The sequence below is a fragment of the Bacillus cereus group sp. MYBK15-3 genome (genome assembly GCF_051916765.1).
GTDB lineage: Bacteria > Bacillota > Bacilli > Bacillales > Bacillaceae_G > Bacillus_A > Bacillus_A cereus.
The window spans coordinates 522,468-545,434 of the sequence record NZ_JBQAHG010000003.1 but is presented as its reverse complement, the minus strand read 5'-3'; the positions used below and the strand labels follow the sequence as shown (position 1 = coordinate 545,434).

Sequence of the window (22,967 nt, the reverse complement as noted above, 5' to 3'; positions counted from 1 at the left end):
AAGAAGGCTACTAAATCTTTTTTTAAATTTAGATATTTCATAATGAATGTATTATTGATTAAATAATACATTTGTTTAATACAAGTACTCCGTAAGAAAAATTAACCGTCATAATGTAATTAACAAAGTGAGGATTTTCATTTAAATTTTATAAAACTCAAATGTATTCTTTTCTAAACATATTGTTTCATCAGAAGTTTTGATAATGATATCAAAACGCTGACTATACGAATGCATAAATACTTCATATTGAATCCGTCGTTCTTCATGAGACTGCCTTAAATAACTTATATCCGCTCCCCTTTCAGCTATATCCCGGCTTGATCTTCTCATTAGTTCCGTTTCGCCATCTGTATAAAAATAAATTTTCAAATCAAATAAATCAGGGTTAATAAATGCGGCACTCATTCCCTCCACAATCGTTACTTTATTTTTCGAAGAAATCAACTTACTTTTCATATAATGCGTATCTATCGTATAAAAATCTAGCCCAGCTCTAACCATCTGAATATCTCTTTCTAAAGCTTCCAAATGGTGTGCCACTGGATGACAAGCTGTCATTTTATAACGATGATTTTCATTTTGATATGTATAGTGAATCACTGCATGCTTACGGATATCTGAACTGACAATGTAAGGATCTGTATTAATATAATTTGCTTCATTTTGATTTAGTAGATTTACGAGTCTATTAGCAAACGTTGTTTTTCCAGCTGCACCATGTCCTGAAATACCAATAACAATTTTTTCATCGCTCATCCTTAACCAATTTATAATTTCTTGTAACAACTTATCCATCATTCTCCCCCTTGCGCTAATATACTACCCTTTATTAAATTATACATAAAACAAGGAAGATATTGTAATTATTCATCATACCATCTCTAATTCTAAACAACTATATTATCTTTTAAATGAATTTATTATTTGTGAACACCTACATGATTAAATAGATTTCTAATTTTATCAATTCAATAGAATACCCTCTATTTTCCGGTAATTTATGCGAACCAATACAGTCATGACTATGTACAATAAAAAAAGAGCCAATCCCCTATAAGATAGAAGATTGACTCTTTCCTTTATTTACTCCCCTGTTTCAGAGAATCGCTTTATACGTTCACCAATTTCATCACGAACACGTTGAAATTCAGACCACTCTTTTCCTGCTGGATCATCAAATCCCCAATGAACACGATTTACATGCGGCGGAGTAGATGGACAAACAGAATCCGCATGACTACACAGCGTAACGACTAAATCAGCACTATTTAAAATGTTTGCATCAATTATATCTGATGTTTGATTTGTTATGTCGATATTTACTTCGTTCATTGCTTTAATTGCGTTTGGATTTACTCCATGTGCTTCAATTCCTGCAGAATACACATTCCACTTATCCCCTAAATATTGTTTACCCCACGCTTCTGCCATTTGGCTTCGGCATGAATTTCCCGTACATAAGAAATAGATTGTCTTTTTGTTTTCCATGGTATTTTCCACCTTTATTTTATATTTAGACTGGTTGGTCATTAAAATATTTACGTTTAAACCAAAAAGCAACGTTTACAAGTGCAATCATTACAGGTACTTCAACTAATGGTCCGATAACTGCTGCAAATGCTGCGCCTGAATGAATACCAAACACCCCAACTGCTACAGCAATTGCTAACTCAAAGTTATTACTACCTGCTGTAAATGCTAACGTTGTCGTCACCGGATAGTTTGCACCAATTTTTCTTCCCATAAAGAAAGATACAAAAAACATTACAATAAAATAGATTAATAACGGAATCGCTATTCTTACCACATCTAATGGTACGCTAACAATCATCTCCCCTTTTAAAGAGAACATAATGATGATTGTAAATAATAATGCAAGTAATGTAAGTGGACTAATCTTCGGTATAAACACCTTTTCATACCATTCTCTTCCTTTTAACTTAACGAGTACAAAACGTGTTAACATGCCTGCTATAAAAGGAATTCCCAAATAGATAAATACTGATTTCGCTACTTCTCCCATTGTAATATCGACAATAGCCCCTTCAATCCCTAACCATTCTGGAATGACTGTTACAAACACGTATGCATAAACGGAGAAGAATAACATTTGAAATACTGAGTTAAAAGCCACTAAACCTGCTGCATACTCTTTATCCCCATCTGCAAGATCGTTCCAAACAATTACCATTGCAATACAACGTGCTAAACCAATCATAATGAGTCCGACCATGTATTCTGGCTTATCAGGAAGAAAAATAATTGCTAAAACAAACATAAGTACAGGTCCAATAATCCAGTTTTGTACTAAAGATAAAACCAATACTTTTACATCTTTAAATACGCGGCCCATTTCCTCGTAACGAACTTTCGCTAACGGTGGATACATCATGACAATTAAACCAACAGCTAGCGGGATAGACGTTGTTCCAACTTGTAATGTATTCAATCCGTCTACTACACTAGGAAATACAAACCCTAAACCAATCCCAACAGCCATAGCTAGAAAAATCCATAGTGTTAAATATCGATCTAGAAAAGATAAACGTTTCATTTTATTTTCCATCTCCTATTAACAACAAGAATTTTGTTCTACTACGTTAGAAGTCTTGCAACAAGGTGCCTCTTCTATTTTATGAACATCACTCTGTGCTTTTGTATAAAAGAATTCCCACTCGTTCCCATCAGGATCCGTTACCCAAAACTTATCTTGAACCGCATAGCAACAAGTCGTATCCATCTCATCACGCGCAAAGAAACCTTCTTTTTCTAATCTTTCTTTATGTAACGTAATTTCTTCAGCTGTATCCACTTGGAAACCGAAATGATTTACCTGATTTCCCTTCACTTCATCTCGTACGTTTAGCGTGAAATTAAGTCCTGGCGTCTCTAATAAAAATTTTGCATAATCTACTTTCACCTTAACTGGTGACACACAAAATACCTTTTCGTAGAATTCAATAGACTTCTCTAAATCCGTAACATTTATACCGACATGAACATATCTCATAGCTTATTCCTCCTCTTTATATGTTATTAATCAATTTTTTTTGATTAATAACGCAAAATTTTAACAACAACTACCTTTGCCTGTTTTTCTAAAGATACAGCACAACTCTTCTGATAACAAATTATTCACTTCCGCATCATTTAAATCATAATAACTCCACGTACCTTTTGTTTCTTTTACAATTAAACCTGCATCTAATAAAATCTTTAAATGATAGGACAATTTAGATTGCGTCATTTCAAAAATCTCTGTTAAATCACATACACAAGTCTGGCCTCGCTGGCAAAGTTCATACATGATTTCTAAACGTTTTTGATCAGCCAACGCTTTAAACTTTTTCTCATATAACTGAAAATTTTGTGCCACTGTAGTTCACTTCCCTTCATCAACTTTTTTTGATGTTTATAGTATATACGCTAGTGAGTTTATTATGCAACTTATTAATCAATTTTTTTGATTTAGAAAAACTTCCTCCCATTATATCTTTTTACAACTTAATAGTTACAATATTTCCGAGAAATGGAGTCTCTATAACTATTTTAAATTTTAATTTGATCATTATAGAGTAGTGCCCCATCACCATCAATCTAAGAAAAACAAATACCCCAAAATGAGAAAAATCGATATAACTCTTCGGCAAATAAAGATAACTCTTGTTTTTAGTGCATAATCATAAAAAGCACGTCACCCTTTCTCATTAACATAAGAGAATAGTAACGTGCTTTCAATTTCAAAAATAGTCTAAATCCTTAAGTTGATGGTTGTGGGGCGGGCCCCAATAAGAACGGTATCTAAGATTGTATGAAAGGTGTTAGTTCCATTCAAAAGGCCTCAGCCGACGATTAACTCAAGTACCGGTTTCGGATGACCCCCATGTGATGAAGTTCGTGTCCTGCGATGCCGTACGCGAGGGCGCGCGCCGTAATGCTTAGGTTGTTGGCTGTGCCCTTGCGGGTCCACGCCTCCGCCGGTAGCCCGCGCAGCAATGTGATCGTTGATTGCCGTACAGCCCGGTAGTCTTCGGCCAATTGCTCAGTTGTCCAACTTCCGAAAGGGGGCATGAACAATTCCTGATCGAAACCAGTCAGGGGCGTCTGGTCCCCTCTTGCGAACCGGAGCAGGCGGTAGGTCATGACGCGTTCCGCGTCTGCAATGTGGCCCACGACTTCTTTCAGCGTCCATTTTCCTTCCGCATACCGATATGCGGCCTGGCTTTCGGTCAACGATGCCAGTAGCTCGATCATTTGCTTTTCCTGGGCGAACAGAATATCGATGATATTACCGTCCGGCACCAAACGGATATATTCACCGGAGCTCCCGGCGTATTCTTCTTCTGACGGTCTTTGATTCATACGTAGTCACCTCTTTATGTATATATAGAAAATTATAGGACTCGTCTATGTCTAATCAATTCGCGAAATGATAGAACTTCCCTTCTAATAATCGAGAATAAGCAACTATTTAGTTGGTCAGTCGCCACACTATCCTGATTCGTTAGCACAATAAAAATTATCTGTTATACAATATTTCGAAGTTATTAATATATATAGGTAACACTTTTTTTTAATTTAAAGATGAATTTTCAATTATATTTTGAAATAGACCGAAGTAAAACACACTAGTCTAACTACTTTTCTATACAAGATTTTATGCAAAAAAGAATAGCGAAGACCCTAGAATCCCCGCTATATCAATGATGTATAAAATCTTGTATAAGAGATAGATAGACATAGAGACAAAAAATTTAGTAAAAATAAGGATGCTATGAAAAACTTGCTACCGATAATGGGATGTTATGTTAACCAAGCATGTATAAGATATACAGGATTTTATAACTCAATATAGAACATATAAAGAAGTAACAATATTTTTAAACTAGGAGATATCATATGGAACTAATAAAAAATGTTAAAACAATTGTTTTGGATCTCGATGGAACCTTATTAAATTCAAAAAAAGAAGTGTCTGAAAGAAATAAAAAAGCCATTTTAACAGCTCATGAACAAGGAATCATAGTTATTTTTGCTACAGCAAGACCGCCACGATCAGTTAAAGATTTTCTTCCTCATGAACTTCAAAACATTGCAACTATGGTTTATTACAATGGGGCTTTGATAGTGAATAAAGCATTAGATTATAGACAACATTATCCAATTGATTCAGCTATCACAAGTGAAATTATAGAATTTGTTATTACTTACCAAGCTGATGCATGTCTTTCCGTTGAATCAGAAGATACATGGTACAGTAATAAAACATTAGATTATAAAAAAGCCATGAATACAGATGTAAATCCAACTGTAATTTCCTTAAATGAATTAAAAAAAGTTAATGCTTCAAAATTATTAATTTCACAATATTCTCATCATGAAAAGTTACAAAAACAGTTTGAACACAAAGTAAATACAATATGTACCGATGCAGGAACTTTAACGCAAATTATGGCAAAAGGTGTTTCTAAAGAACAAGCTATAAAGGAAATCTGCATTCAAAATAATATCCCTATAAGTGACGTAATGGTCTTTGGAGACGATTGGAATGATTTAGAGCTATTCTATGCATGTGGTTTTCCAATTGCTATGGGAAATGCAATACCTGAACTAAAAGATATTGCATATTTTATTACCGACACTAATGATGAAGATGGTGTAGCTCAAGTATTAGAAAAGTTAACTTGTACTGTTAACAACAGTTAAAAAATATAGTGTAGTTACTTCCGCTTTCGAAAATTATGTAAATAAGCTGTCCATATGGGCAGCTTATTGTATTTTTTTGCTTAGCGTGCAAAATTCGCGTCTTGTTCGCGGGACCACAAACAGTACGATTTTATTTCAAAGACACAACGTTCTTACTACACATTTTTTATTTATCCCACACTCTCATATGCTAGTATTACTATTTTTTATTACTAATGTTGCCGTTTCACTCGGATGGCTAAGAGGAAAATGATGGCCATATGGAACAAAATCAACCTTACCAAGATGCGATGGAGCAGAATAACCTCTGTCATAATCCCCCCAAATAATGTGAAGATTATACTTTGTTACTTCATTGAAATCACCTTGATCGTTTTTCAGTAGTAAACTGTTAAGCTGAACCGTAGTATTTAAAATTCTAGGGGAAGTAAAACTGTTACTTATTTTTTCAATATAATGTTCAGGGATGCTCTCCATACTTTCAAACAAACCATTACTTAATAAATAACGCCCTATCAAATTAGTAGTTGCCAATTTTAATGTCCATTTGTTCATAAATTGAGGAACATTTAGCGATTTAGCATTTTTTTTAGCAACAGGTGGCTGAAGTAAAGTGATTGCATACTTCTTATCTATGTACTCTTTTACCAATGCTTCTAGAAGAATAAACGCACCGAATGAATGGCCAATTAGATGTGCACCATTCACAGCTTTCTCCAATAACTTTTTCACTACATTCAAATAGATATCTAGAAGATTTTTCTCCCGTTTAAAGGGAGAACGTCCCAAACCTGGAAGATCCAAGATCCATACAGGTTGACCAGTTTTTTTATGAAGCTCTTGTGCTAAAGGAAATAAATCCTCTCCATCACTCAATAAACCATGTAATAATATAAACGGTTTACCCTCTCCTTGTAATTGGTAAAGGGTATTGTTATCGCATAATGTTCGTTTAAATACATGATTATGCTGGCCATATTGATACATCATTCGATAATCCAGATCAGCTACTACGGCAGGGAAAAATTTCATTACACTCGTCTCCTTAAACCAATCTCCTCCCATAATTTTTTTCGCTGAAACATTTGAAAATTTTCGTTTTGTAATAAAATTCAGTCCATCAGAAGGAATTTTTGTTATTTTACTTACTCCACTATTCATAATTGCTTTCATAAGTGGCATTGGGACAGAGATTTTTGGTGCCCTCATATTCATACTTTCTGACATAATACTTAATAATTCAGCAATGTTCTGATCGTGCTGTTTGTCTTCAACAAGTGTATATGTTTGAATAGTCGGTTGCTCCAACCTGAAAACCTGCACAATAAACTTCGCAAACTCATCGTTTGAAATAAGTGGTAACCTATATCCCTTACCTCCAGGAATCACTGGCATGAGCCCTCTTCGCATACTCATCACAAGCAAACCTAATCCTGCTATCTGCTCTGTACTCCCTGTTTTACTACTACCGACTACAGTTGGTGGATTAATTACAGAAAGCGGATAACCTACTGCTGATGCCTGTTGACGGATATAAAGATCTGCTAAAAATTTTGTTCTCTCATATGGATTTTTTATTTTCAAATAACTGTTTCCTTCTTTAAACACATCAATTGCAATCTTGCTATTTTTATCATCAAAGGGGCTCATATAACCTACAACATGAATAAATTGTTGCAAGCCCTTCAATTGATGAATACTTTTAGCTAATTCACTAATATGTTTCGCGCCATTTAAAAATACGGAAGCTGCCTCTTTACTTGTCGCTTGAATATCCATGGGGCCTCCTGCGTGAATAATCACATCCGTTTTCAACACCCTCTCCTTATCTTCAGCACTTAGACCTAAATCTATTTTCGTCAAATCACCTTCAATAAAGTGCATAACTGCCTTTTTTAAGATGCCTCTTTCTTGAAAAAGGCGTATTGCTTTACTTTTCGACCTCACTAAAAGAAGAATTTTAACATCCTCTTTGGCTAATTCTTTCACTAATTGCTTTCCAATAAAGCCTGTTCCACCAGTTAAAAATACTGTTCTCATATAAAATCTCCTTTTTAGTACTATTCAGTACTAATTCGATGTAAAAAAAATGCTTCTTTTATCGAAGCAATTTTAAAAAATGATCTGCTGTTTTCGTAATTACAGTTGCATCCTTCAATGTTTCTGAAATAAATAACGCTCCTTCAAGATTTGTAAGAAAAAGGGATGCAACCTCATCAATATTAATCGTATTTCTGAATTCTCCATTCTCTACCCCTTGTTTAAGTAATAGAGAAACTTTCTTTTGTAATCCTGTAAAAAAAAGACCTATTTTTTCTTTTATTTGCGTGGCCTGTTTAGGACTTTGAATATAAAGAGTAATAAATGGACAGCTCCCCTTATACTCTCTCGACTGAACTCCTTGTGATAATTGCTTTAAAAACTGTTGGATACGATCTTCAACTAAAAATTGGCTCTGAGAAATTATGTCATCAATTGCAGATTGATACATTTCAATCCAATAATCAACGACCCCTTCTAATAGTACTTCCTTATTAGAAAAGTGATAATACACATTAGACTTTGAAACTTTGCTTACACGTACTAATTCATCCATACTTGTATAAGCAAACCCTTTTTCTAAAAATAATGTTGCAGCTACTTCAATCACACGTTTTTGATTCATTAATTTTACCTTTGTCATAACTAGAACTATATAGTACTAATTTAAACATTGCAAGTATTTATGTTAATTTTTAAAAAAGTTTAATTAAAAAAGTTCCACTAACATTGATTTTACTGCAAAAAAATCTTAGCATCAGTGTTACAAAAAAAAGAAAGGGAGTGGATCCCCCACTCCCTTTAACCATCTACCCCTGATTCTTCTGCGCTTCTCTAAACTCCTCCTTCACCTTCTCTAACAACCCTTCTTCCGTAATTAATCGATATGCCGTATTCGCTAGTACTTTTGCCGATGTAATTAATGCTTTATCTCCAAGTTCTGAACGTGCTGCTTCTCTAAATTCATTCGTATGTGCAATTAAATCATCTGGTCCGATTTTAATGTACGGATGAATTGTCGGTACGACTTGACTTACGTTTCCTGCGTCGGTTGAACCAATCCCTACTCTTTCTTTACGATTTACATCTTCACCTAATAGTTCTAGTTCTTCCGCTACGATATCGTTATATGTTTTTGTTACGAGTAATTCATCGATTTCATTTTGGAATTGATGGATTTTTACTTTCGCACCTGTTGCTAATGCTGCTCCCTGTGCAATGTTTCTTACTTTTTCTGTTACTTCCGCGCATCTTTTTCTCGTTGCTGCACGGATGAAGAATCTTGCTGCGGCATAGTCAGGAATAATATTAGGTGCTTTTCCTCCCTCTGTAATGACGCCATGAATTCTCACGTCTGACGGAAGTTGTTGGCGAAGTGCGTTAATACCGTTATAGAGCTGAATAACCGCATCTAATGCGTTAATCCCTTCTTCTGGCGAAGCTGCAGCGTGAGCTGTTTTTCCGTAAAAATGAAAATCAAGCGGATCGACCGCTAGTGAAGGACTCGTTGTCGCTGTCTTTCCGCTTGGATGAATCATAAGCGCCGCATCAATGTTTTTAAATAAGCCTGCCTTTACATAACTCGATTTTGCGCTACCGTTCGGTCCTCCTTCTTCAGCTGGTGTTCCGAACACGACAACTTCCCCGCCAATTTCTTCAAGCGTTTCTGATAATGCAATTGCTGCTGCAACGCTAATTGTGCCGATTAAATTGTGACCACACGCATGGCCTAGTCCTGGTAAAGCGTCGTACTCCGCTAAAAATGCGATTGCTGGTCCTTGTTTTCCAGAGCTTTTTCGCGCGATAAATCCCGTTTCATGTCCAGCTATATTGTGCTGCAACTGAAATCCTGCACTGCCTAGCAATAAACTTAACGTTCTAGATGCATAAAACTCTTGGTTACCAATTTCCGGATTCGCATGAATATCATGACTTGTTTCTATGTACTTTTCCTTATTTCTTTCGATACTCTCTTCAATTGTTTTTCTTTGTGACGCTACTCCTGTCGCTCCCATTTTTCTTCCTCCTTTTATTTTCACATAAAAAAGCCTCTTTCTAAAAGATAGAAAGAGGCTTCTGTATATACAGTCAAAATGAGCTTCTTTCTTATCTTTCAAGTTACCTTGCTGGAATTGGCACAGTATTCATAACGAATCCGCTGCCGAGGTATCATAGGGCCAGTCCCTCCACCTCTCGTGATAAGAATTTTCATAAAATTATATTAAATTATTTTTTATTCTAAGTTCATTCCAAGTAAAAGTCAAGGAATTCCTATCCGAATTTACCGAATATCTAAAAATCCTTTTAATACACCAATTGTCTCAGGTGCTTGCAGTCTTGCACATACGTACGGAAATTCCGTACTACCTTCAAACATCATTTGAGATGTAAGCGGTGCGCCTGCCCAGAAGATTTCATCATCAATTACGATAAACGGGAATGCTTTATTTTGTCTTTGTAACTTTACATTTTTCAGTGGAACTGGTCCATCACTATACACTGTTATTTGCGCATTTGTACGCATTAACGCTTGCCATACTCGTTTATCCACTTGTTTTGTACTTGGAAGTGAAATAATAATTTTTCGTTTTGCGGCTAAAATATCTTTTAATAACCCTTTCGGCTCTTCAAGATTCATTTCCATAAACCAGCGTAAACGTTTCGAAATTTTCCGTTCCCACAATTGTCTTGATGTCGTGCGATCATACACATCTCCGTGACGTTCTATATGAGCTGTTAATTGTGATAATGCTTGTTTTCTCGAAAGGTTTTTACGCATATAATGGCAATCTGATAATTGAATGAACTTCCCTCTCGCCCTTGTCACTGCTACATTGACGAGGCGATGGTTTTTGTGATCAAAGAATAATACGCCAGGTCGTTCTTGCGGATAACTGTCAACCGTATCAAAGATCATCATATCTCTTTCAGAACCTTGGAACTTATGAACTGTCGCCGCTAAAACTGGTATGTTTTGATATTTCGTTCTCTGCAACATTTCTCTAATACACGTCGCTAAAAAGCGTGACTGCGCCCTGTAAGGTGTCACAATACCAATTGATTGCACACCGTCTAACAATCCGATTAACATCATTTGCATTGCTACTAAACCAGACATAATGTTAAAACGTGAACCAGAAGCAGCATCTTTTAACGAAAAAGCTCCCATTTGGCTCGTATCAAATAAAACACTCGCTTCATTTGCGAACGGCTGCAATTGCGCAAGTTCTTTACGCTCTGAAACAGACGGATGATCGTATACTCTATTTTTATAAATAAACGAATTCGTAAACTTCGATATATCCGCATGCATACGTCTTTGTTCCTGCAACATAAATAGGTTTGGGTGTGCTTCTGATTTATTAACAGACTCAACAATCCCAGCATGGTAAAACATATCTTCCCCAAGCCATTTGCGAACGAGTTCATGATTTGCCATCGCAATTGGAGGTAACTGTAAAAAGTCACCGCAAACGACGATACGTTTTCCAAGTGAAGCAGCTAATGCAATTTGCGGAACATATGCCATACTTACTTCATCTACAACAACTAAATCAAATGTGCGCTCATAAATAAGTGAATCAATGGCACATTTTGATAAAGTTGCGCCGATTACTTTTGCATTTTCAATATATTCTTTTTCTACTTCTTTAATTTTAGCCTTTTGCTTTCGAAGATCACTTTCAATCTCTTGTATGCGCTTCTTATCAGCAGATGTTGCTTTATACGATAAGATTTTTTCACGAAGATCTTGTCGTGTCTCTTCTAAATAGAGTCTTTCCTCACCCCAAGATCCGTTCGTCGTTTCAACTAACTTCGACGCAAGTAACGTTTCATGATTTCGTATATGTTCATGTTGACTATAACCGTAACGAACAATTTCGCCAGGCGTCCATTTCTTTTTCTTCTCAATTTGCTTCGTTACTTCACTCATTAATACGTCTACTGCCGCATTACTATGAGCTAATACAAGTACCGATTTTCCTTTTTGATAATGCGCCGAAATAATACGTGATAAATTGTAAGACTTCCCTGTTCCTGGTGGTCCCCATACGTACGTCGTCGGATTGTAAAACGAACGATACGCCAATTCATTTTTCGGATTTTTCATCTTCTCAATATGTTTCGGACTGCTCGTCCCATCAACAAGACGCTTTATACGATTACGTTTCAGCTTATCTTTACGTGCTTCTTTCAACCTCTCTTGTAGTTGCTCTAAAAGTTGCCACGGTTCACTATATAAAACAGCTTCTCGTATTTCACCTTGTATATAATCATTTAATTTCAGTTCTATTTCTAATCCATGTACAGACAATACTTCTCCTGTCGCTTCCTCACCATCAAACTCAATTCGAATGGGTGAACCTTCAGGTAAGCTTACTTCCGAAATAAGCTGAAATACGTATACTGTACTTTCATAATCTGTATATAAAAAACGACCATTCATGATAGAAATTTTACTACCACCTATCGTTTTCCAATGTTTAATTTCATATGCTAATGCATAATGCCACTCTTTCATCGTTTCCGATAATGAAGGAGTTTGAGTAGTTGTATTCATCGTATAATCTCCTTCCTTCTCCCCAAACATACTTTCTCACTATACCATATAAAACGCTAAAATTTGTAAGGTTTTTATCTTGCTTATTTTCTTAATTTTCAATAACATATTGTATATAATTTTCAGAAAGAAGGAATCTACATGCCAGTTAGAAGAATTGAACACGTCGGACTTATGGTTGCAAACTTAGAAACATCTATTTCATTTTATGAAGAAGTAGTCGGCTTACAGCTCATGAAACGTATGGGTCATCCGAATCCAGACTTAAAACTCGCTTTTTTAGGTGTAGAAGAATCAAAAGAAACGATACTAGAACTCATTGAAGGCTACAACTCTTCTCTTCCGGCAGAAGGAAAAGTACATCACATTTGCTTTAAAGTGGATTCATTAGAGGATGAGATCGAAAGACTGAAGAAACACGCAGTAACCTTTTTACTAGGAGAAGAAATCGAAACATTACCAGATGGAACACGTTACATATTCTTCGCTGGTCCTGATGGAGAGTGGATTGAGTTTTTTGAGACGGAGAGATAAAGTAAGACTTTAGGATAGAAAAGGAGCCGGAATTCCGGCCCTTGTTTTTAATGAAACATATTTTATTATAGGAATAAAAAGAAATAGGATATCCTCTCCTATTTCTTTTCTTAGTGTTATAAAAATCTTTCTAATAACTCTAACTTGCACAATGCTTCCCGTTAATATAATAGGCTGATTCTGTGAAAACTGTAAATACAACCTCTACTTCTGGAAGTCCAAAATCCATTACATATGTAGTAATGGCCTTGGCAAATCGATCACGAATTTCCTGTCCACGCTCGAACCATTTCACTTCAATAAGAGGAAACGCTTCTATTTCTTCTCCATTGAATACAAACGTAGAACTTGGTAGTTCCAAGGTGAAATTATCCGTACCACACTCACAGATATCTGCGAGTTCTTCTACCAATGGCTTGCTTATGCTTTTTAATTGTTCAGTAGTAATTCCACGAAACACAACATGCGGCATGTTATTCCCTCCGTTACATAGCTTTATATTTCCTCATATCATAACACAATTTATTTTGCTGCACTAACATCTATTCGTACATTTCAATGACATTCTTAAGAATGATCATATGTTATTGAAGCTAATATAATCAGGAGTTAAGGAAAAGCAGACTGATAGAATTAAAGGTGAAGAGGTAATACTTGACCTCAATTCTAATCGTCATATAATCAATGCCATGCACAAAATGACTCATCAAAAAGTATTATCTCATGAAAAGCAAGGATTTATTAAAATGACTCCAGAAAACATCGAAGCAATACGTTGAGTAATTGATGAAAATAATAGTGGAACCTTACAACATAAAGAATAGTACCTCAAGATTTTGATTGGTTGGTATGAAGGCGATTTTTCCCTTATCGTTTTATGATATGCTAACAACATTTGATAAAATACGGTATCTATAGACAGTCAAACACCTTTAAAGATACCTCGTCCAGTTCTTGCTGTTGCAAGATAAACAGCATGTAATCAGTTAACCACCCACATTAGTAACGAAAACATAAAGAAAAGGCATTCCAAATATGAAACACCTTCTTTCGTTTTATAAAACCATCCAACACGCTGAACTTTTCAATTTAATATAATGACTCGTTTAACTAAAGAAATTGATTACGTGCATAACGCTCTTCTCACTTTTCTTGCAAAATTTAGTGGATCATCAACGTCTTCGATATTAACGTAAATTAAATTTGGATCATCACATAACCACTCATTGTGTATAGACGAAACGATTATTCCTTGTTTAATAATTGTCGCCACAAATTCAGTGACTTCTTTTTGTAAGAGTGCTACTCGGCCTAGGCATAATGCTCGTCCAGTTTTATTGTCTCGTGATTCGAATGAAAAGGAAGTTGTTACTCTAAAACGTTTTCCCAAGATTGTGGCTCGTATTTCATCACGGTTTATTGTTGCCACGCATTTCCCACCAGCGAATCCTTCTTGACCGCCAATGATTCTTGCAAACTGTTGACAAATTGATTCCTCATTAACCGCCATACCTTTAATCATTCCTCCTTTTACTATTAGATTATGAATTCATACATAGGTCTGAAACGGCAATGAATCTAATCTATTATAAAAAAATGATGGCGATCTACCGAAAGCTATTAACTCAATTATTCTTGATCGTATGAATTGTTATCAGAGTTTAAATGGTGCAGAATTTTTATTTTATGCTTAATGGACATCGGAGACTGAAAGCAAAACTCAGCTATTATAATGGTAAGACATTTTTAAAGAGCATAAAAAAGACACCCTAAGGTGCCATCCTCCGACTTGAGAATTATATCTATGTATGGAGAAATTTAGAAAAGACAAATACAAAAGAGAAGATTCTAACTATAATTTATAGAACTCTTATGCCATGACTTACTTACATATTTCCTTATTTACCAGAAGAAGAATCTCAGTTACATTATTTTCTGAACAGTCTCGTTAAAGCCATACCAAGAAATCCAGCGCCCATTCCTATTAGCCATCCAGTTTGGGCATTACCTAACATAGATCCCACTCCTCCACCAAGAAACATACAGCCAACGAATACTAATCCTCCAATTCCCCAATTCGGCCGTTCCATAGTTCCATCACATCCCTTCCATAAAACATATGCGATTAACTAGCCTAACTTTCTTGCATAGGATTGGTAATTATTTTGCTTATGTTTTATTGAAGGACATTCAAAAGATGCGGAGATTGAGTCATTTGAATAAATTACAGAAGGAGAATTTCATTTTTTCATATCAAATAACTTAAGAGTGTGTTCCACAATTTATGACTCCCCCCACCGCTATCCAGCTCAGATAAGAAAGCAAAAACGAAAATTATATGCATCATTGACTACTGTTAATGAGACGTTATGTTAACCTCACATGAAGACCCTATTCATCCAAATTTACACAAAGTTGTCCTTGCTGATGGTACAATTAAAATCATGGAGGGATATTATGGGAATTTTTTTGTAATAACACTACTTCTTATAGACGGCACTGCAATATTGTTATTTTTCTTGTCTGTTTCACCAAAAATTAAGGCTAAAAACCTATCTTCAATAATGATCTGTTTAGGAATAAATCTAATCATAAGTCCAGCGGCTTTTCTTATAGGTGGGATAGCTGATTATGCAGGTGTAGCAGCTAATTATGGGGCTTATTTTGCGGGCGAGTCGACAACAGCGCCTCCTCTAGTTAGTCGTGCACTTTATTTTTTGGGAGGATTTCTCTTTATTCAGGGAATACCGCTGCTCATACTACTTGCAGCTTTTTGGAAGTTTGCTAGAGCAAAGAAAATAAAACAAGTATAGAAGGATGAGTGGATGCATTTTAGAGTAGGGATCCGCTTTTTTCTCGGTACCAATAATAGGATTTCATGTCATACAATGGAGTTAATATTAGAAAACTGTGGGGATGATTACGTTGATAAAATTTGTAATTAGTTATGCTGCAAGTCTGTTTGCTTTTATTTTTGGATGGTTCTTGATTTCATATATTTCTCATCCTAGCTTTATTCACCCGAACGTTGTATTAGGATTCATTAAAACGATCTTCACTTATGGTAGTATACCAGCTCTTATAGCTTGTCTAATCGGGGAAGTGTTATACAGGAAAATCAAGCGATGTAGAGAATTTCAATTTGGAGTCCCTGTATTTATAGGACAAGCAGCTCTCTATACAATTATACCATTTCTTGTTCTTTTTCCTTTTAATTTTTCGCATTTCTTTGACTTTGTTGCACCTGTTATTATGGGGTCCTTAGCTTTTTATTTCGTACGTAGAAAAATATAATTAACTTCAAGAGTGTGACAAAAAGAAGCCTGATTAGTAAAACCACACTGTGTAACCAAACGGAACGAGAACAATCAAAACGCCGTCATTGCTTCTATTAAAAGAAGAATTGAAAAGTTAGAGAAAAAGAATAAGGTATTTGAGGAAGAAAGTAAGAGTGAAAAAGAAACTGTAAAGCTTACTGATTACCTTTTAAAGTTTACAATCATTTCCTAATTGCAGTTAAATATTGTAGTAAGAAACCGAATCCCACCGCTTAAGGGTTTCGGTTTCTTTATTATTTTTTCTTTTTTTAAGAAGTGGTATTTGGATCCATTCATTTTCCACATTTATTTTTATATTTTTTTCTAAAAGAAGGTTTCCATTCTGATAAATCCTGATAAACAAACGTTATATTATTACATATTCTCTCTGCAGCTTCGTACATATGTTTTATATCATTAGCCGTAAATACTATAGACCCTTTGTGTTGAGTGCTATCTACAATAGTTGGTATGGTGTCACCCTCTTTTACTAATAGATCAATTAATACAACCTCCGATATGTTAGTTAACTCTTTATACTTGATTTCTTTTATGCAACCTGGTTTTGGGATCAGACTTAAAGACATAGCTTGACATTTTGAAGGTACACATCTAAATTCATCTATAGTCTCAGTAGCTAACGCATCATAATAGTATCCAAATTGAGAAATGCCAGTTGTTAGTTCCACCATCTTCCAGATGTTGCCGCCACCTATTCTAACTTGAGATTCTATAATTATTGGCTTATTTTGTTTGTCTATCTTTACTTCTGTATGAGTAATGCCGTTTTCCATTTGCATGTCGTCCAAAAATTGCATTACTTTTTCCATAATTAATTGTTTTTGAGATTCATCTATAGGTGCTGGCATAATAGTATAGTTTATTATAAACGTATCTTCTTTAAATACTTCAGCTGATATCGCTAGTATAGAATGTTTTTTGTTATAAGAAACGGTTTCAACCGTATAAACTATATCACCTTCAATATACTCTTCCACTAAAACAGGTAGTTGAATACCATTCTCTTTAATAAATACCTCTACGTCATCTCCCGTGTCTAGCTTAGATACACCTTTACCACCTGCGCCAATCGGGGGCTTTATTATAATCCTATCTTTTTTGTTCAAAAATTCATTAATACCTTTAATGTTATTGCAAACTTTCGAATCTATAGAAAAGTCTTTACCTGCTAGCATTTCACGCATCATGTCTTTATTACGGGTTATCATATTAGCATTGTAAGAAGGTCCTTTAACATTAAAAATCTTTGCAATTATGCAAGCCGTATCTAATGCTGTTTCGTTGAAAGATACAACCACATCAAATGGTTTCTCTTTGAATAATCCTTCAGCGTAGTATATAGACAAGGGTATGTTTGTCGTGTCTAATTCTTTTTTATAGAAACATTTTTCTAAGATAGCCCCATCAAAATATATGTGTTTAGCGTAAGATCCTATATACGAAACAGTATACCCACTGTCTAATGCATCTTGTATAGGCTTTGTCCATCCCCCTATAAATAAAATGTGTGTTTTATTTTCTATGTCATTTCCTTTTAATACCTTATGCATCATAATCATCTCCTCTAATATGAACTCGTATATTCAATTTCATTTCCTTTTGATACGCCTCGTCTTAACAACGCCACTAAACACAATGTTGTTCCGAAGCCCCCTATAAATAACGTAGTTTGAAGCCCAAATATAGAAATTAAAAATGCACTAGCAAAACTTCCTAATGCCCAAGCTCCCCAATTCAGCGTACGCTGTACAGCATTTACTCGGCCTAGCATGTGATTTGGTGAGGCAAGTTGTCGTATAGTTGCAGCGTAAGGGCCAAATACACCTTCTCCCATACCATGTATGATACTTGCGGCTACTATTCCGTAAACTGTTCCCATATACCCCATTATCGGTATAAAAGCCAAACCGGTAACTGATACAGCAGCGCTATAAATAAGCATTTTTGCATTATTAATTTGTTGACTTTTTTTCATAAGTATCGTATTACCTATTAAAAATCCCACCGCTGCTGAACCTATAACAAATCCTATTTCAATTTCAGATAGATTCATTACCTTATAAAGGAATATTACTAAAATGCTATTTAATATGTATTTAAAAAAACCGTAAACAGCACCACAAGTTACAATCGGCTCCAATACAGGGTGTTTTTTGAAATATACCAAACCTTCATATATGTTTTGGTATATAGATTTTACATTTACGTCTTTTAAAGAACCTTCTGTATGCGGTTTAAACTTTGAAATAATTAATACAAACATAAAGCAAACAAAATACGTTACTGCGTCAACAGTGAATGAGCCTGTTAATCCAACTAGAGTAATGACGATTCCAGCTAGCATAGGACCAATTACTATAGAAAGAGACTCCGAAAGTGCTAGTTGTGCATTTCCTTTTTTTAAGTGGTCTTTATCTGTTACTATTTCCGGTAAAAAAGAAGGAATGGCAATGTTGTAAAACGTGGTGAATATTCCATTTAAAAACATGATAAACACCAACAAAGGGAACGTTATAATATTTGTTACAGTCAGTATGAATACTGATAAAAACAATACTCCTTGACATAAACTACAAATTAGCAAGACATTTTTCCTATGAAAAATGTCTATTAAAGCACCGGCTACTAACCCGAAAATTAGATAAGGAACGAATATAATCCCACGAAGCATAGCAGCATTTGCTTCGCTTGTTTGTAACACCTCTAATGCAAAAAGTGGCAAAGCTACTATTGTAAACTGAGTACCCAACAAACTTATAGACTGTCCTAACCAAAGCTTGTGAAAATTAAAATGTTTGCTACCTTTCATAATATCCCCCCACTAAATTCATATTTATAAATTATCAAGTTAACGATATAAATAAGAACAGGAAAAGCCTATCTTTCAACTAATGTCTGTAGCACATAAAAATTCGAAGCCTAATATAAAAGCGATTTTAGTTTCAAAATGAAGACTTGATCTTTAGAGCTCTCTTGGCTATTAAAAAGCTCATTTTCCGAAAAATAATTCTGCATTCGTTTATAAATCAATTGATATACAGATGAGATTTATTTGTAAGAATCTAGTTATTAATTAGCTTGCTTCGAATTCATTTTCCGATTGTATGTCACTTTGAATCACCTCCAGCATCAGTATAACCTTGAAGGCACGCTGTTGTACGCATTTTGGAATGTAACAGCAAGATAACGAAGCTACGATGACGAACTGAATGGATTTAACCTTGTTATTAGAGGACACATATATACATGACAATTGATTAAAATAGGTCATGCACGATGAAATAAATTTTTAGATAAACCAAAATAACCAGCAAAAAGCCCCTTCAAATTTGAAGGGGCTTTTTAATATATAGAAATTAGCTTAAAGCAAAGATAACATCTCTTGAAGGGGGCATTTTTTTATTATTCATGTTTATTGAGGAGCCTTCGCTTGAAGCAACTTTAACCCCATCCCAATAAAAATTAGTCCTGTTACTTTATTTAGAATCATTCCTACCTTTTGACTTCCTCTTAATTTTTTGGTGACATAGGAAGAGAAATAAGCAACAAATAAACACCACAATAGTCCTGTTACTGTAAAAGTAATTCCTAAAATGATAAAAGGTATAGGACCTGAAGCCTTTGTATCTATAAACTGCGGCAGAAACGCAATAAAGAATAAAGAGACTTTTGGATTCGTAAGACTTGTTAAGAGCCCTTGTAAATATATCTTTCTAATGTTCAATTTATTGGATGGGGCTTGAAAATCTACATTTGTCTTATCAAGTATCATTTTCATTCCTAAATATACAAGATAGATAACACCTATAATCTTAATGGTGTTAAATAACACAACGGATTTTGTAAGTATAATAGATAAACCAAAAGCAACCAATAACGTATGGACTAAAGAACCAGTAATAATACCAAAAACAGAATACACACCTGCTTTTCTACCTTGTGAAATACTTTTTCCCACAATATACATGGTGTCTGCACCAGGAATTAGATTTAATAAAATTCCTGTTAGTAAAAACACTTCATAATTAATAATACCGTACATTTTAGCACCCCTATCTATTTTTTAGTGCCCTTATTGATATTAAATGAAACACAAGAAAAAGAAAATAATTTTCTATTTATTCAATAAAATCAGCGAATTCTTGATTTACAATCGATAAAACTGATGGAATGTACCATTCGTATCGCGGACCGAAAACTCACTATTGAATAAATAAAACCCCAGAAATCCAAAGGTCTCTGGGGCTCCATTATATATTTAGCTCTTTTTGCTTTTTGTTTTGTTTATGTCTATACAGCAATTTTCGGCTTATTAGAGAAATCACTAATAAGGTCAGAATTAATAAGATAAGTTGCATAAATGATAAATCAAAATATTTAGCACCTGTAACGATTAAAAGTGTAGAAATCGTGCCTTTTACAACAAAAAAAATAATAACCCATAATCCGCCTTTTTTCCAGTTCATTTTATATTACCCTTTCCTACGTTTAAATTCTTAAAATATTTAATGATAGTTCTTAAATGTGACAACTTAATAGAAATCTATTATATTAACAAAAAATTCATGTCTAATTACATGCAACGATTCTATATTAAATGAAAATGATATTCATCGTCAATTTTATTGACTATTTGAATACTTATTATTTCTTTCTACTTTGTTTCTTATAAGCAACACACTTTTATATTCAAACAAAAACACCTCCATTACATTTGCACACTTAGTATGCGAATGCAAGAGGTGTTTTTTCATATACCATCAGGTAAGATTTCCTGCTTTGTTTATTTCTTGATACGTAGCTATTTTTTAATACACAATAACTGGATCATACGTGTTCAAACTATCATATACAGTTTTTGCAACATTAGGAAGAAGGTTCACACACCCACCTGATCCTCCTGTTAAATAAGCATTATTTCCCCAGTCTTTTCGCCAGCCGGCATCGTGAAATCCTTGACCACTATTTGTGAATGGAACCCAGTAATCTACTTTAACCGCATAATCAGCTTTTCCTACTGCGTTACCTCTTAGCGTATATGGTGTTCGTTTATAAAGGACGTACCACACACCTGGTGATGTATCTTCACCAGTACTATGTTTACCAGTTACTACATTTGTTGTAACAACTAATTTTCCATCTTTGTAAATCCAAATTTGTTGCTCTGCAATTGAAACTTCTGCATACGTGTCTCCGATGCCATTATTCGATGTTGTTTTATAACCGATACCTTCCTTCTCCCAACCATTCCCGTGAATATTAGAAGCAGAAAGCGATTTGTCGCCTTTCTCAAAGGCTTGTTGAACTTGTTTAGTTTCTTTTTCAACATCTAGTGCCCAGCCGTATCCTTGTCCTTTTACTGATATGACTGAACCGGAATGAGTTTTAAATGAGAAATCTTTATTTAATGTTGATTTGGCATTATTAATTTCAGTGATTTTCTTCTTAATGTCACTCGCATCAATTGTAACTTTCATATCCTTTGACATAGAGGCATTTTGAATTAAATCTTTCGCTTTTAAAGGATAAACTTCATCCTGCACTTTATACTCAACAGACTGCCCAAGAAGATTCTGTAGTGCTTTCTCCTCTTTTTTGACAATCGGATCGTCTTCTTTAATAGGTTTTATGTATGCAGACTTCAGATGAATTTCGCTTTTATATTTTTGTTTATCATAATCTTTCAGTAGACTAGTAACATCATACTGTTTTCCTTCAACACTTTTCGAAATAACAATTTTCCCTTGTTCTAGCTTCGCCATAGCATCTTGAGGCGCTTTTAATTTCTCATTCATAGAGATGAGCTTTTCTTCTACAAGTTTTTTCATCGTTTCACTACGATACTGATCTGCCTTCTCTGGTAGCAATGAATAATTTTCTCCCTTTGAGGAAGGGAAAAATGTCCACTGGTTTTTTAATAGTTTCTTAACTTGAGGCAAATCTTTTTCCGTAAGTTCCGTTTTTGTATCTTTTTCATCTAAAATTTGTTGTTGATCAACATAGACTTTGTTTGCTAGTCCAGATGTCTTTAATTTCTGTATTGCCTGATCAGCGCTCAGACCACCAACTTTTGTGTCATTAATTGTAACATTCGAATTGAAGTGAGTTGCCTGGTAATAACTCATTCCCCCAATAAGAAGTGCAATTACACCAATACCCGCTGCAATAAACTTCCAATTTGTATAACGTTTTTTTGATCTTACTCGTTTTTGATCAATTTCTTCAACTGATTCATTTGTTGTATTGTTGTTCATCAATCTTTCCCCCGTATGCATTAACGTCAAACGATTTTCAACTAAAATCATAAACTAGTGTACCTTATTTTTCCTAAAATTTCATTATTTCCGACCACATTTTATCGCAATTTAATGATTAAATTTAGATTTTTCAATAGTACGATGCATTGCACAGCCCTTTACAACTTATAAAATGAAATTTCAATCAACCGTTATACCAAAGGAATTAACTACATCTTCTTTGGAAAACTTTTTCTCTTTACGCAAATACGAATTATATTATCCATTTTATAAACATCACCTCCTAATTTTGTCAAAAAAATAAACGATAGTCCTTCTATCTAAAATGTAGAAGGACTATCGTTTTTTCAGTTAGAGTATTTGTATAATCGTTTAACTTTTTATTTCCTGAAGGTCAAACTTGATGAAGATGATGAAATTTCATCTCATAGCCTTTAAATGAAAACATTATGTTTTTTATGGCAACCAAGTTTATTTTCTTAGCTTGATGTCCCCCACATCTCCAGCAGCCTAAGATAAAGTAAGAGT

At 34.6% G+C, this 22,967-nt stretch carries 22 protein-coding genes, 1 pseudogene and 1 riboswitch; of the genes and pseudogenes, 5 read left to right on the top strand and 18 right to left on the bottom strand.

Annotated features, from left to right (window positions below):
• Window positions 1-141: 141 nt before the first annotated feature.
• From ACTFR8_RS16995 to ACTFR8_RS16970, 6 genes are all read right to left on the bottom strand, one after another.
• Window positions 142-798, bottom strand: coding sequence for a uridine kinase family protein (locus ACTFR8_RS16995; protein WP_000359533.1), 657 nt, complete (start codon window positions 796-798; stop codon window positions 142-144).
• Between the two features lie 288 nt (window positions 799-1,086).
• Window positions 1,087-1,491, bottom strand: a complete 405-nt coding sequence (gene arsC, locus ACTFR8_RS16990; protein ID WP_000428354.1) for an arsenate reductase (thioredoxin) — start codon at window positions 1,489-1,491, stop codon at window positions 1,087-1,089.
• 25 nt (window positions 1,492-1,516) lie between these two features.
• A complete protein-coding gene (arsB, locus tag ACTFR8_RS16985; RefSeq protein WP_000826557.1) occupies window positions 1,517-2,557 on the bottom strand; it encodes an ACR3 family arsenite efflux transporter in 1,041 nt (346 codons plus the stop codon).
• An 18-nt stretch (window positions 2,558-2,575) separates the two neighbouring features.
• The gene (locus tag ACTFR8_RS16980; protein WP_001270987.1) at window positions 2,576-3,013 is read right to left on the bottom strand and encodes an ArsI/CadI family heavy metal resistance metalloenzyme; all 438 of its coding nucleotides are present in this window, start codon (window positions 3,011-3,013) and stop codon (window positions 2,576-2,578) included.
• Between the two features lie 60 nt (window positions 3,014-3,073).
• Window positions 3,074-3,379 carry an arsenical resistance operon transcriptional regulator ArsR gene (gene arsR, locus ACTFR8_RS16975; RefSeq protein WP_000068188.1) on the bottom strand — a complete coding sequence of 102 codons (306 nt, stop codon included), beginning with the start codon at window positions 3,377-3,379 and terminating at the stop codon, window positions 3,074-3,076.
• Window positions 3,380-3,855: 476 nt separating this feature from the next.
• Window positions 3,856-4,365 (bottom strand): DinB family protein, encoded by a 510-nt coding sequence (locus ACTFR8_RS16970; RefSeq protein ID WP_001076307.1) that lies wholly within the window; start codon window positions 4,363-4,365, stop codon window positions 3,856-3,858.
• A gap of 537 nt (window positions 4,366-4,902) precedes the next feature.
• On the opposite strand from ACTFR8_RS16970, the gene ACTFR8_RS16965 reads away from it, so the two are divergent.
• Window positions 4,903-5,709, top strand: coding sequence for a Cof-type HAD-IIB family hydrolase (locus ACTFR8_RS16965; protein ID WP_000420192.1), 807 nt, complete (start codon window positions 4,903-4,905; stop codon window positions 5,707-5,709).
• 183 nt (window positions 5,710-5,892) lie between these two features.
• On the opposite strand, the gene ACTFR8_RS16960 is transcribed toward ACTFR8_RS16965, so the two are convergent.
• The 4 genes from ACTFR8_RS16960 to ACTFR8_RS16945 all read right to left on the bottom strand — a co-directional run bounded on the left by ACTFR8_RS16960 (window position 5,893) and on the right by ACTFR8_RS16945 (window position 12,340).
• Window positions 5,893-7,749 (bottom strand): alpha/beta fold hydrolase, encoded by a 1,857-nt coding sequence (locus ACTFR8_RS16960; protein ID WP_001261141.1) that lies wholly within the window; start codon window positions 7,747-7,749, stop codon window positions 5,893-5,895.
• Between the two features lie 58 nt (window positions 7,750-7,807).
• Window positions 7,808-8,374 (bottom strand): TetR/AcrR family transcriptional regulator, encoded by a 567-nt coding sequence (locus ACTFR8_RS16955; protein WP_252209604.1) that lies wholly within the window; start codon window positions 8,372-8,374, stop codon window positions 7,808-7,810.
• A 184-nt stretch (window positions 8,375-8,558) separates the two neighbouring features.
• Window positions 8,559-9,764, bottom strand: a complete 1,206-nt coding sequence (locus ACTFR8_RS16950; RefSeq protein WP_044584627.1) for a M20 family metallopeptidase — start codon at window positions 9,762-9,764, stop codon at window positions 8,559-8,561.
• A gap of 88 nt (window positions 9,765-9,852) precedes the next feature.
• Window positions 9,853-9,954, bottom strand: a riboswitch (SAM riboswitch).
• Between the two features lie 76 nt (window positions 9,955-10,030).
• A complete protein-coding gene (locus ACTFR8_RS16945; protein ID WP_044584628.1) occupies window positions 10,031-12,340 on the bottom strand; it encodes an AAA domain-containing protein in 2,310 nt (769 codons plus the stop codon).
• Window positions 12,341-12,451: 111 nt separating this feature from the next.
• Here ACTFR8_RS16945 and ACTFR8_RS16940 point away from each other — a divergent pair, with 111 nt between their 5' ends.
• Window positions 12,452-12,844 (top strand): VOC family protein, encoded by a 393-nt coding sequence (locus ACTFR8_RS16940; RefSeq protein ID WP_001145284.1) that lies wholly within the window; start codon window positions 12,452-12,454, stop codon window positions 12,842-12,844.
• A gap of 139 nt (window positions 12,845-12,983) precedes the next feature.
• On the opposite strand, the gene ACTFR8_RS16935 is transcribed toward ACTFR8_RS16940, so the two are convergent.
• Window positions 12,984-13,316, bottom strand: coding sequence for a DUF1904 family protein (locus tag ACTFR8_RS16935; RefSeq protein WP_001120970.1), 333 nt, complete (start codon window positions 13,314-13,316; stop codon window positions 12,984-12,986).
• A gap of 130 nt (window positions 13,317-13,446) precedes the next feature.
• On the opposite strand from ACTFR8_RS16935, the pseudogene ACTFR8_RS16930 reads away from it, so the two are divergent.
• Window positions 13,447-13,665 (top strand): annotated as a pseudogene (locus ACTFR8_RS16930) (DUF6241 domain-containing protein); the annotation flags it as partial.
• Window positions 13,666-13,967: 302 nt separating this feature from the next.
• Here the strand turns inward: ACTFR8_RS16930 and ACTFR8_RS16925 are convergent.
• Together ACTFR8_RS16925 and ACTFR8_RS16920 are read right to left on the bottom strand one after the other, a co-directional pair.
• Window positions 13,968-14,354 carry a DUF1259 domain-containing protein gene (locus tag ACTFR8_RS16925; RefSeq protein ID WP_001986336.1) on the bottom strand — a complete coding sequence of 129 codons (387 nt, stop codon included), beginning with the start codon at window positions 14,352-14,354 and terminating at the stop codon, window positions 13,968-13,970.
• A 418-nt stretch (window positions 14,355-14,772) separates the two neighbouring features.
• On the bottom strand, window positions 14,773-14,934 hold the full coding sequence (locus ACTFR8_RS16920) for a hypothetical protein (RefSeq protein ID WP_000441008.1): 162 nt from the start codon (window positions 14,932-14,934) through the stop codon (window positions 14,773-14,775).
• A 354-nt stretch (window positions 14,935-15,288) separates the two neighbouring features.
• Here ACTFR8_RS16920 and ACTFR8_RS16915 point away from each other — a divergent pair, with 354 nt between their 5' ends.
• Both ACTFR8_RS16915 and ACTFR8_RS16910 read left to right on the top strand, forming a co-directional pair.
• Entirely contained in the window at window positions 15,289-15,657 is a 369-nt protein-coding gene (locus tag ACTFR8_RS16915) for a hypothetical protein (RefSeq protein ID WP_033685804.1), read from the top strand.
• Between the two features lie 103 nt (window positions 15,658-15,760).
• Window positions 15,761-16,138, top strand: a complete 378-nt coding sequence (locus ACTFR8_RS16910) for a hypothetical protein (RefSeq protein WP_030026376.1) — start codon at window positions 15,761-15,763, stop codon at window positions 16,136-16,138.
• 316 nt (window positions 16,139-16,454) lie between these two features.
• Here ACTFR8_RS16910 and ACTFR8_RS16905 read toward each other — a convergent pair whose 3' ends face one another.
• The 5 genes from ACTFR8_RS16905 to ACTFR8_RS16885 all read right to left on the bottom strand — a co-directional run bounded on the left by ACTFR8_RS16905 (window position 16,455) and on the right by ACTFR8_RS16885 (window position 22,436).
• Entirely contained in the window at window positions 16,455-17,732 is a 1,278-nt protein-coding gene (locus ACTFR8_RS16905; RefSeq protein ID WP_252209605.1) for an ATP-grasp domain-containing protein, read from the bottom strand.
• A 14-nt stretch (window positions 17,733-17,746) separates the two neighbouring features.
• The gene (locus ACTFR8_RS16900; RefSeq protein ID WP_000678758.1) at window positions 17,747-18,991 is read right to left on the bottom strand and encodes an MFS transporter; all 1,245 of its coding nucleotides are present in this window, start codon (window positions 18,989-18,991) and stop codon (window positions 17,747-17,749) included.
• Window positions 18,992-19,594: 603 nt separating this feature from the next.
• Window positions 19,595-20,224 carry a LysE family translocator gene (locus ACTFR8_RS16895; RefSeq protein ID WP_000274241.1) on the bottom strand — a complete coding sequence of 210 codons (630 nt, stop codon included), beginning with the start codon at window positions 20,222-20,224 and terminating at the stop codon, window positions 19,595-19,597.
• A gap of 208 nt (window positions 20,225-20,432) precedes the next feature.
• Entirely contained in the window at window positions 20,433-20,648 is a 216-nt protein-coding gene (locus ACTFR8_RS16890; protein ID WP_001104104.1) for a hypothetical protein, read from the bottom strand.
• 342 nt (window positions 20,649-20,990) lie between these two features.
• Window positions 20,991-22,436 (bottom strand): L,D-transpeptidase family protein, encoded by a 1,446-nt coding sequence (locus tag ACTFR8_RS16885; protein ID WP_044584629.1) that lies wholly within the window; start codon window positions 22,434-22,436, stop codon window positions 20,991-20,993.
• Between the last annotated feature and the right edge of the window lie 531 nt (window positions 22,437-22,967).

Excerpts from the sequence above, each read along its gene's own strand:
- ACTFR8_RS16995 (WP_000359533.1), bottom strand. The coding sequence starts at position 798 with ATGGATAAGTTGTTACAAGAAATTATAAATTGGTTAAGGATGAGCGAT.
- arsC (WP_000428354.1), bottom strand. The coding sequence starts at position 1,491 with ATGGAAAACAAAAAGACAATCTATTTCTTATGTACGGGAAATTCATGC.
- arsB (WP_000826557.1), bottom strand. The coding sequence starts at position 2,557 with ATGAAACGTTTATCTTTTCTAGATCGATATTTAACACTATGGATTTTT.
- ACTFR8_RS16980 (WP_001270987.1), bottom strand. The coding sequence starts at position 3,013 with ATGAGATATGTTCATGTCGGTATAAATGTTACGGATTTAGAGAAGTCT.
- ACTFR8_RS16970 (WP_001076307.1), bottom strand. The coding sequence starts at position 4,365 with ATGAATCAAAGACCGTCAGAAGAAGAATACGCCGGGAGCTCCGGTGAA.
- ACTFR8_RS16965 (WP_000420192.1), top strand. The coding sequence starts at position 4,903 with ATGGAACTAATAAAAAATGTTAAAACAATTGTTTTGGATCTCGATGGA.
- ACTFR8_RS16960 (WP_001261141.1), bottom strand. The coding sequence starts at position 7,749 with ATGAGAACAGTATTTTTAACTGGTGGAACAGGCTTTATTGGAAAGCAA.
- ACTFR8_RS16955 (WP_252209604.1), bottom strand. The coding sequence starts at position 8,374 with ATGAATCAAAAACGTGTGATTGAAGTAGCTGCAACATTATTTTTAGAA.
- ACTFR8_RS16950 (WP_044584627.1), bottom strand. The coding sequence starts at position 9,764 with ATGGGAGCGACAGGAGTAGCGTCACAAAGAAAAACAATTGAAGAGAGT.
- ACTFR8_RS16945 (WP_044584628.1), bottom strand. The coding sequence starts at position 12,340 with ATGTTTGGGGAGAAGGAAGGAGATTATACGATGAATACAACTACTCAA.
- ACTFR8_RS16940 (WP_001145284.1), top strand. The coding sequence starts at position 12,452 with ATGCCAGTTAGAAGAATTGAACACGTCGGACTTATGGTTGCAAACTTA.
- ACTFR8_RS16935 (WP_001120970.1), bottom strand. The coding sequence starts at position 13,316 with ATGCCGCATGTTGTGTTTCGTGGAATTACTACTGAACAATTAAAAAGC.
- ACTFR8_RS16925 (WP_001986336.1), bottom strand. The coding sequence starts at position 14,354 with ATGGCGGTTAATGAGGAATCAATTTGTCAACAGTTTGCAAGAATCATT.
- ACTFR8_RS16920 (WP_000441008.1), bottom strand. The coding sequence starts at position 14,934 with ATGGAACGGCCGAATTGGGGAATTGGAGGATTAGTATTCGTTGGCTGT.
- ACTFR8_RS16915 (WP_033685804.1), top strand. The coding sequence starts at position 15,289 with ATGGAGGGATATTATGGGAATTTTTTTGTAATAACACTACTTCTTATA.
- ACTFR8_RS16910 (WP_030026376.1), top strand. The coding sequence starts at position 15,761 with ATGATTACGTTGATAAAATTTGTAATTAGTTATGCTGCAAGTCTGTTT.
- ACTFR8_RS16905 (WP_252209605.1), bottom strand. The coding sequence starts at position 17,732 with ATGCATAAGGTATTAAAAGGAAATGACATAGAAAATAAAACACACATT.
- ACTFR8_RS16900 (WP_000678758.1), bottom strand. The coding sequence starts at position 18,991 with ATGAAAGGTAGCAAACATTTTAATTTTCACAAGCTTTGGTTAGGACAG.
- ACTFR8_RS16895 (WP_000274241.1), bottom strand. The coding sequence starts at position 20,224 with ATGTACGGTATTATTAATTATGAAGTGTTTTTACTAACAGGAATTTTA.
- ACTFR8_RS16890 (WP_001104104.1), bottom strand. The coding sequence starts at position 20,648 with ATGAACTGGAAAAAAGGCGGATTATGGGTTATTATTTTTTTTGTTGTA.
- ACTFR8_RS16885 (WP_044584629.1), bottom strand. The coding sequence starts at position 22,436 with ATGAACAACAATACAACAAATGAATCAGTTGAAGAAATTGATCAAAAA.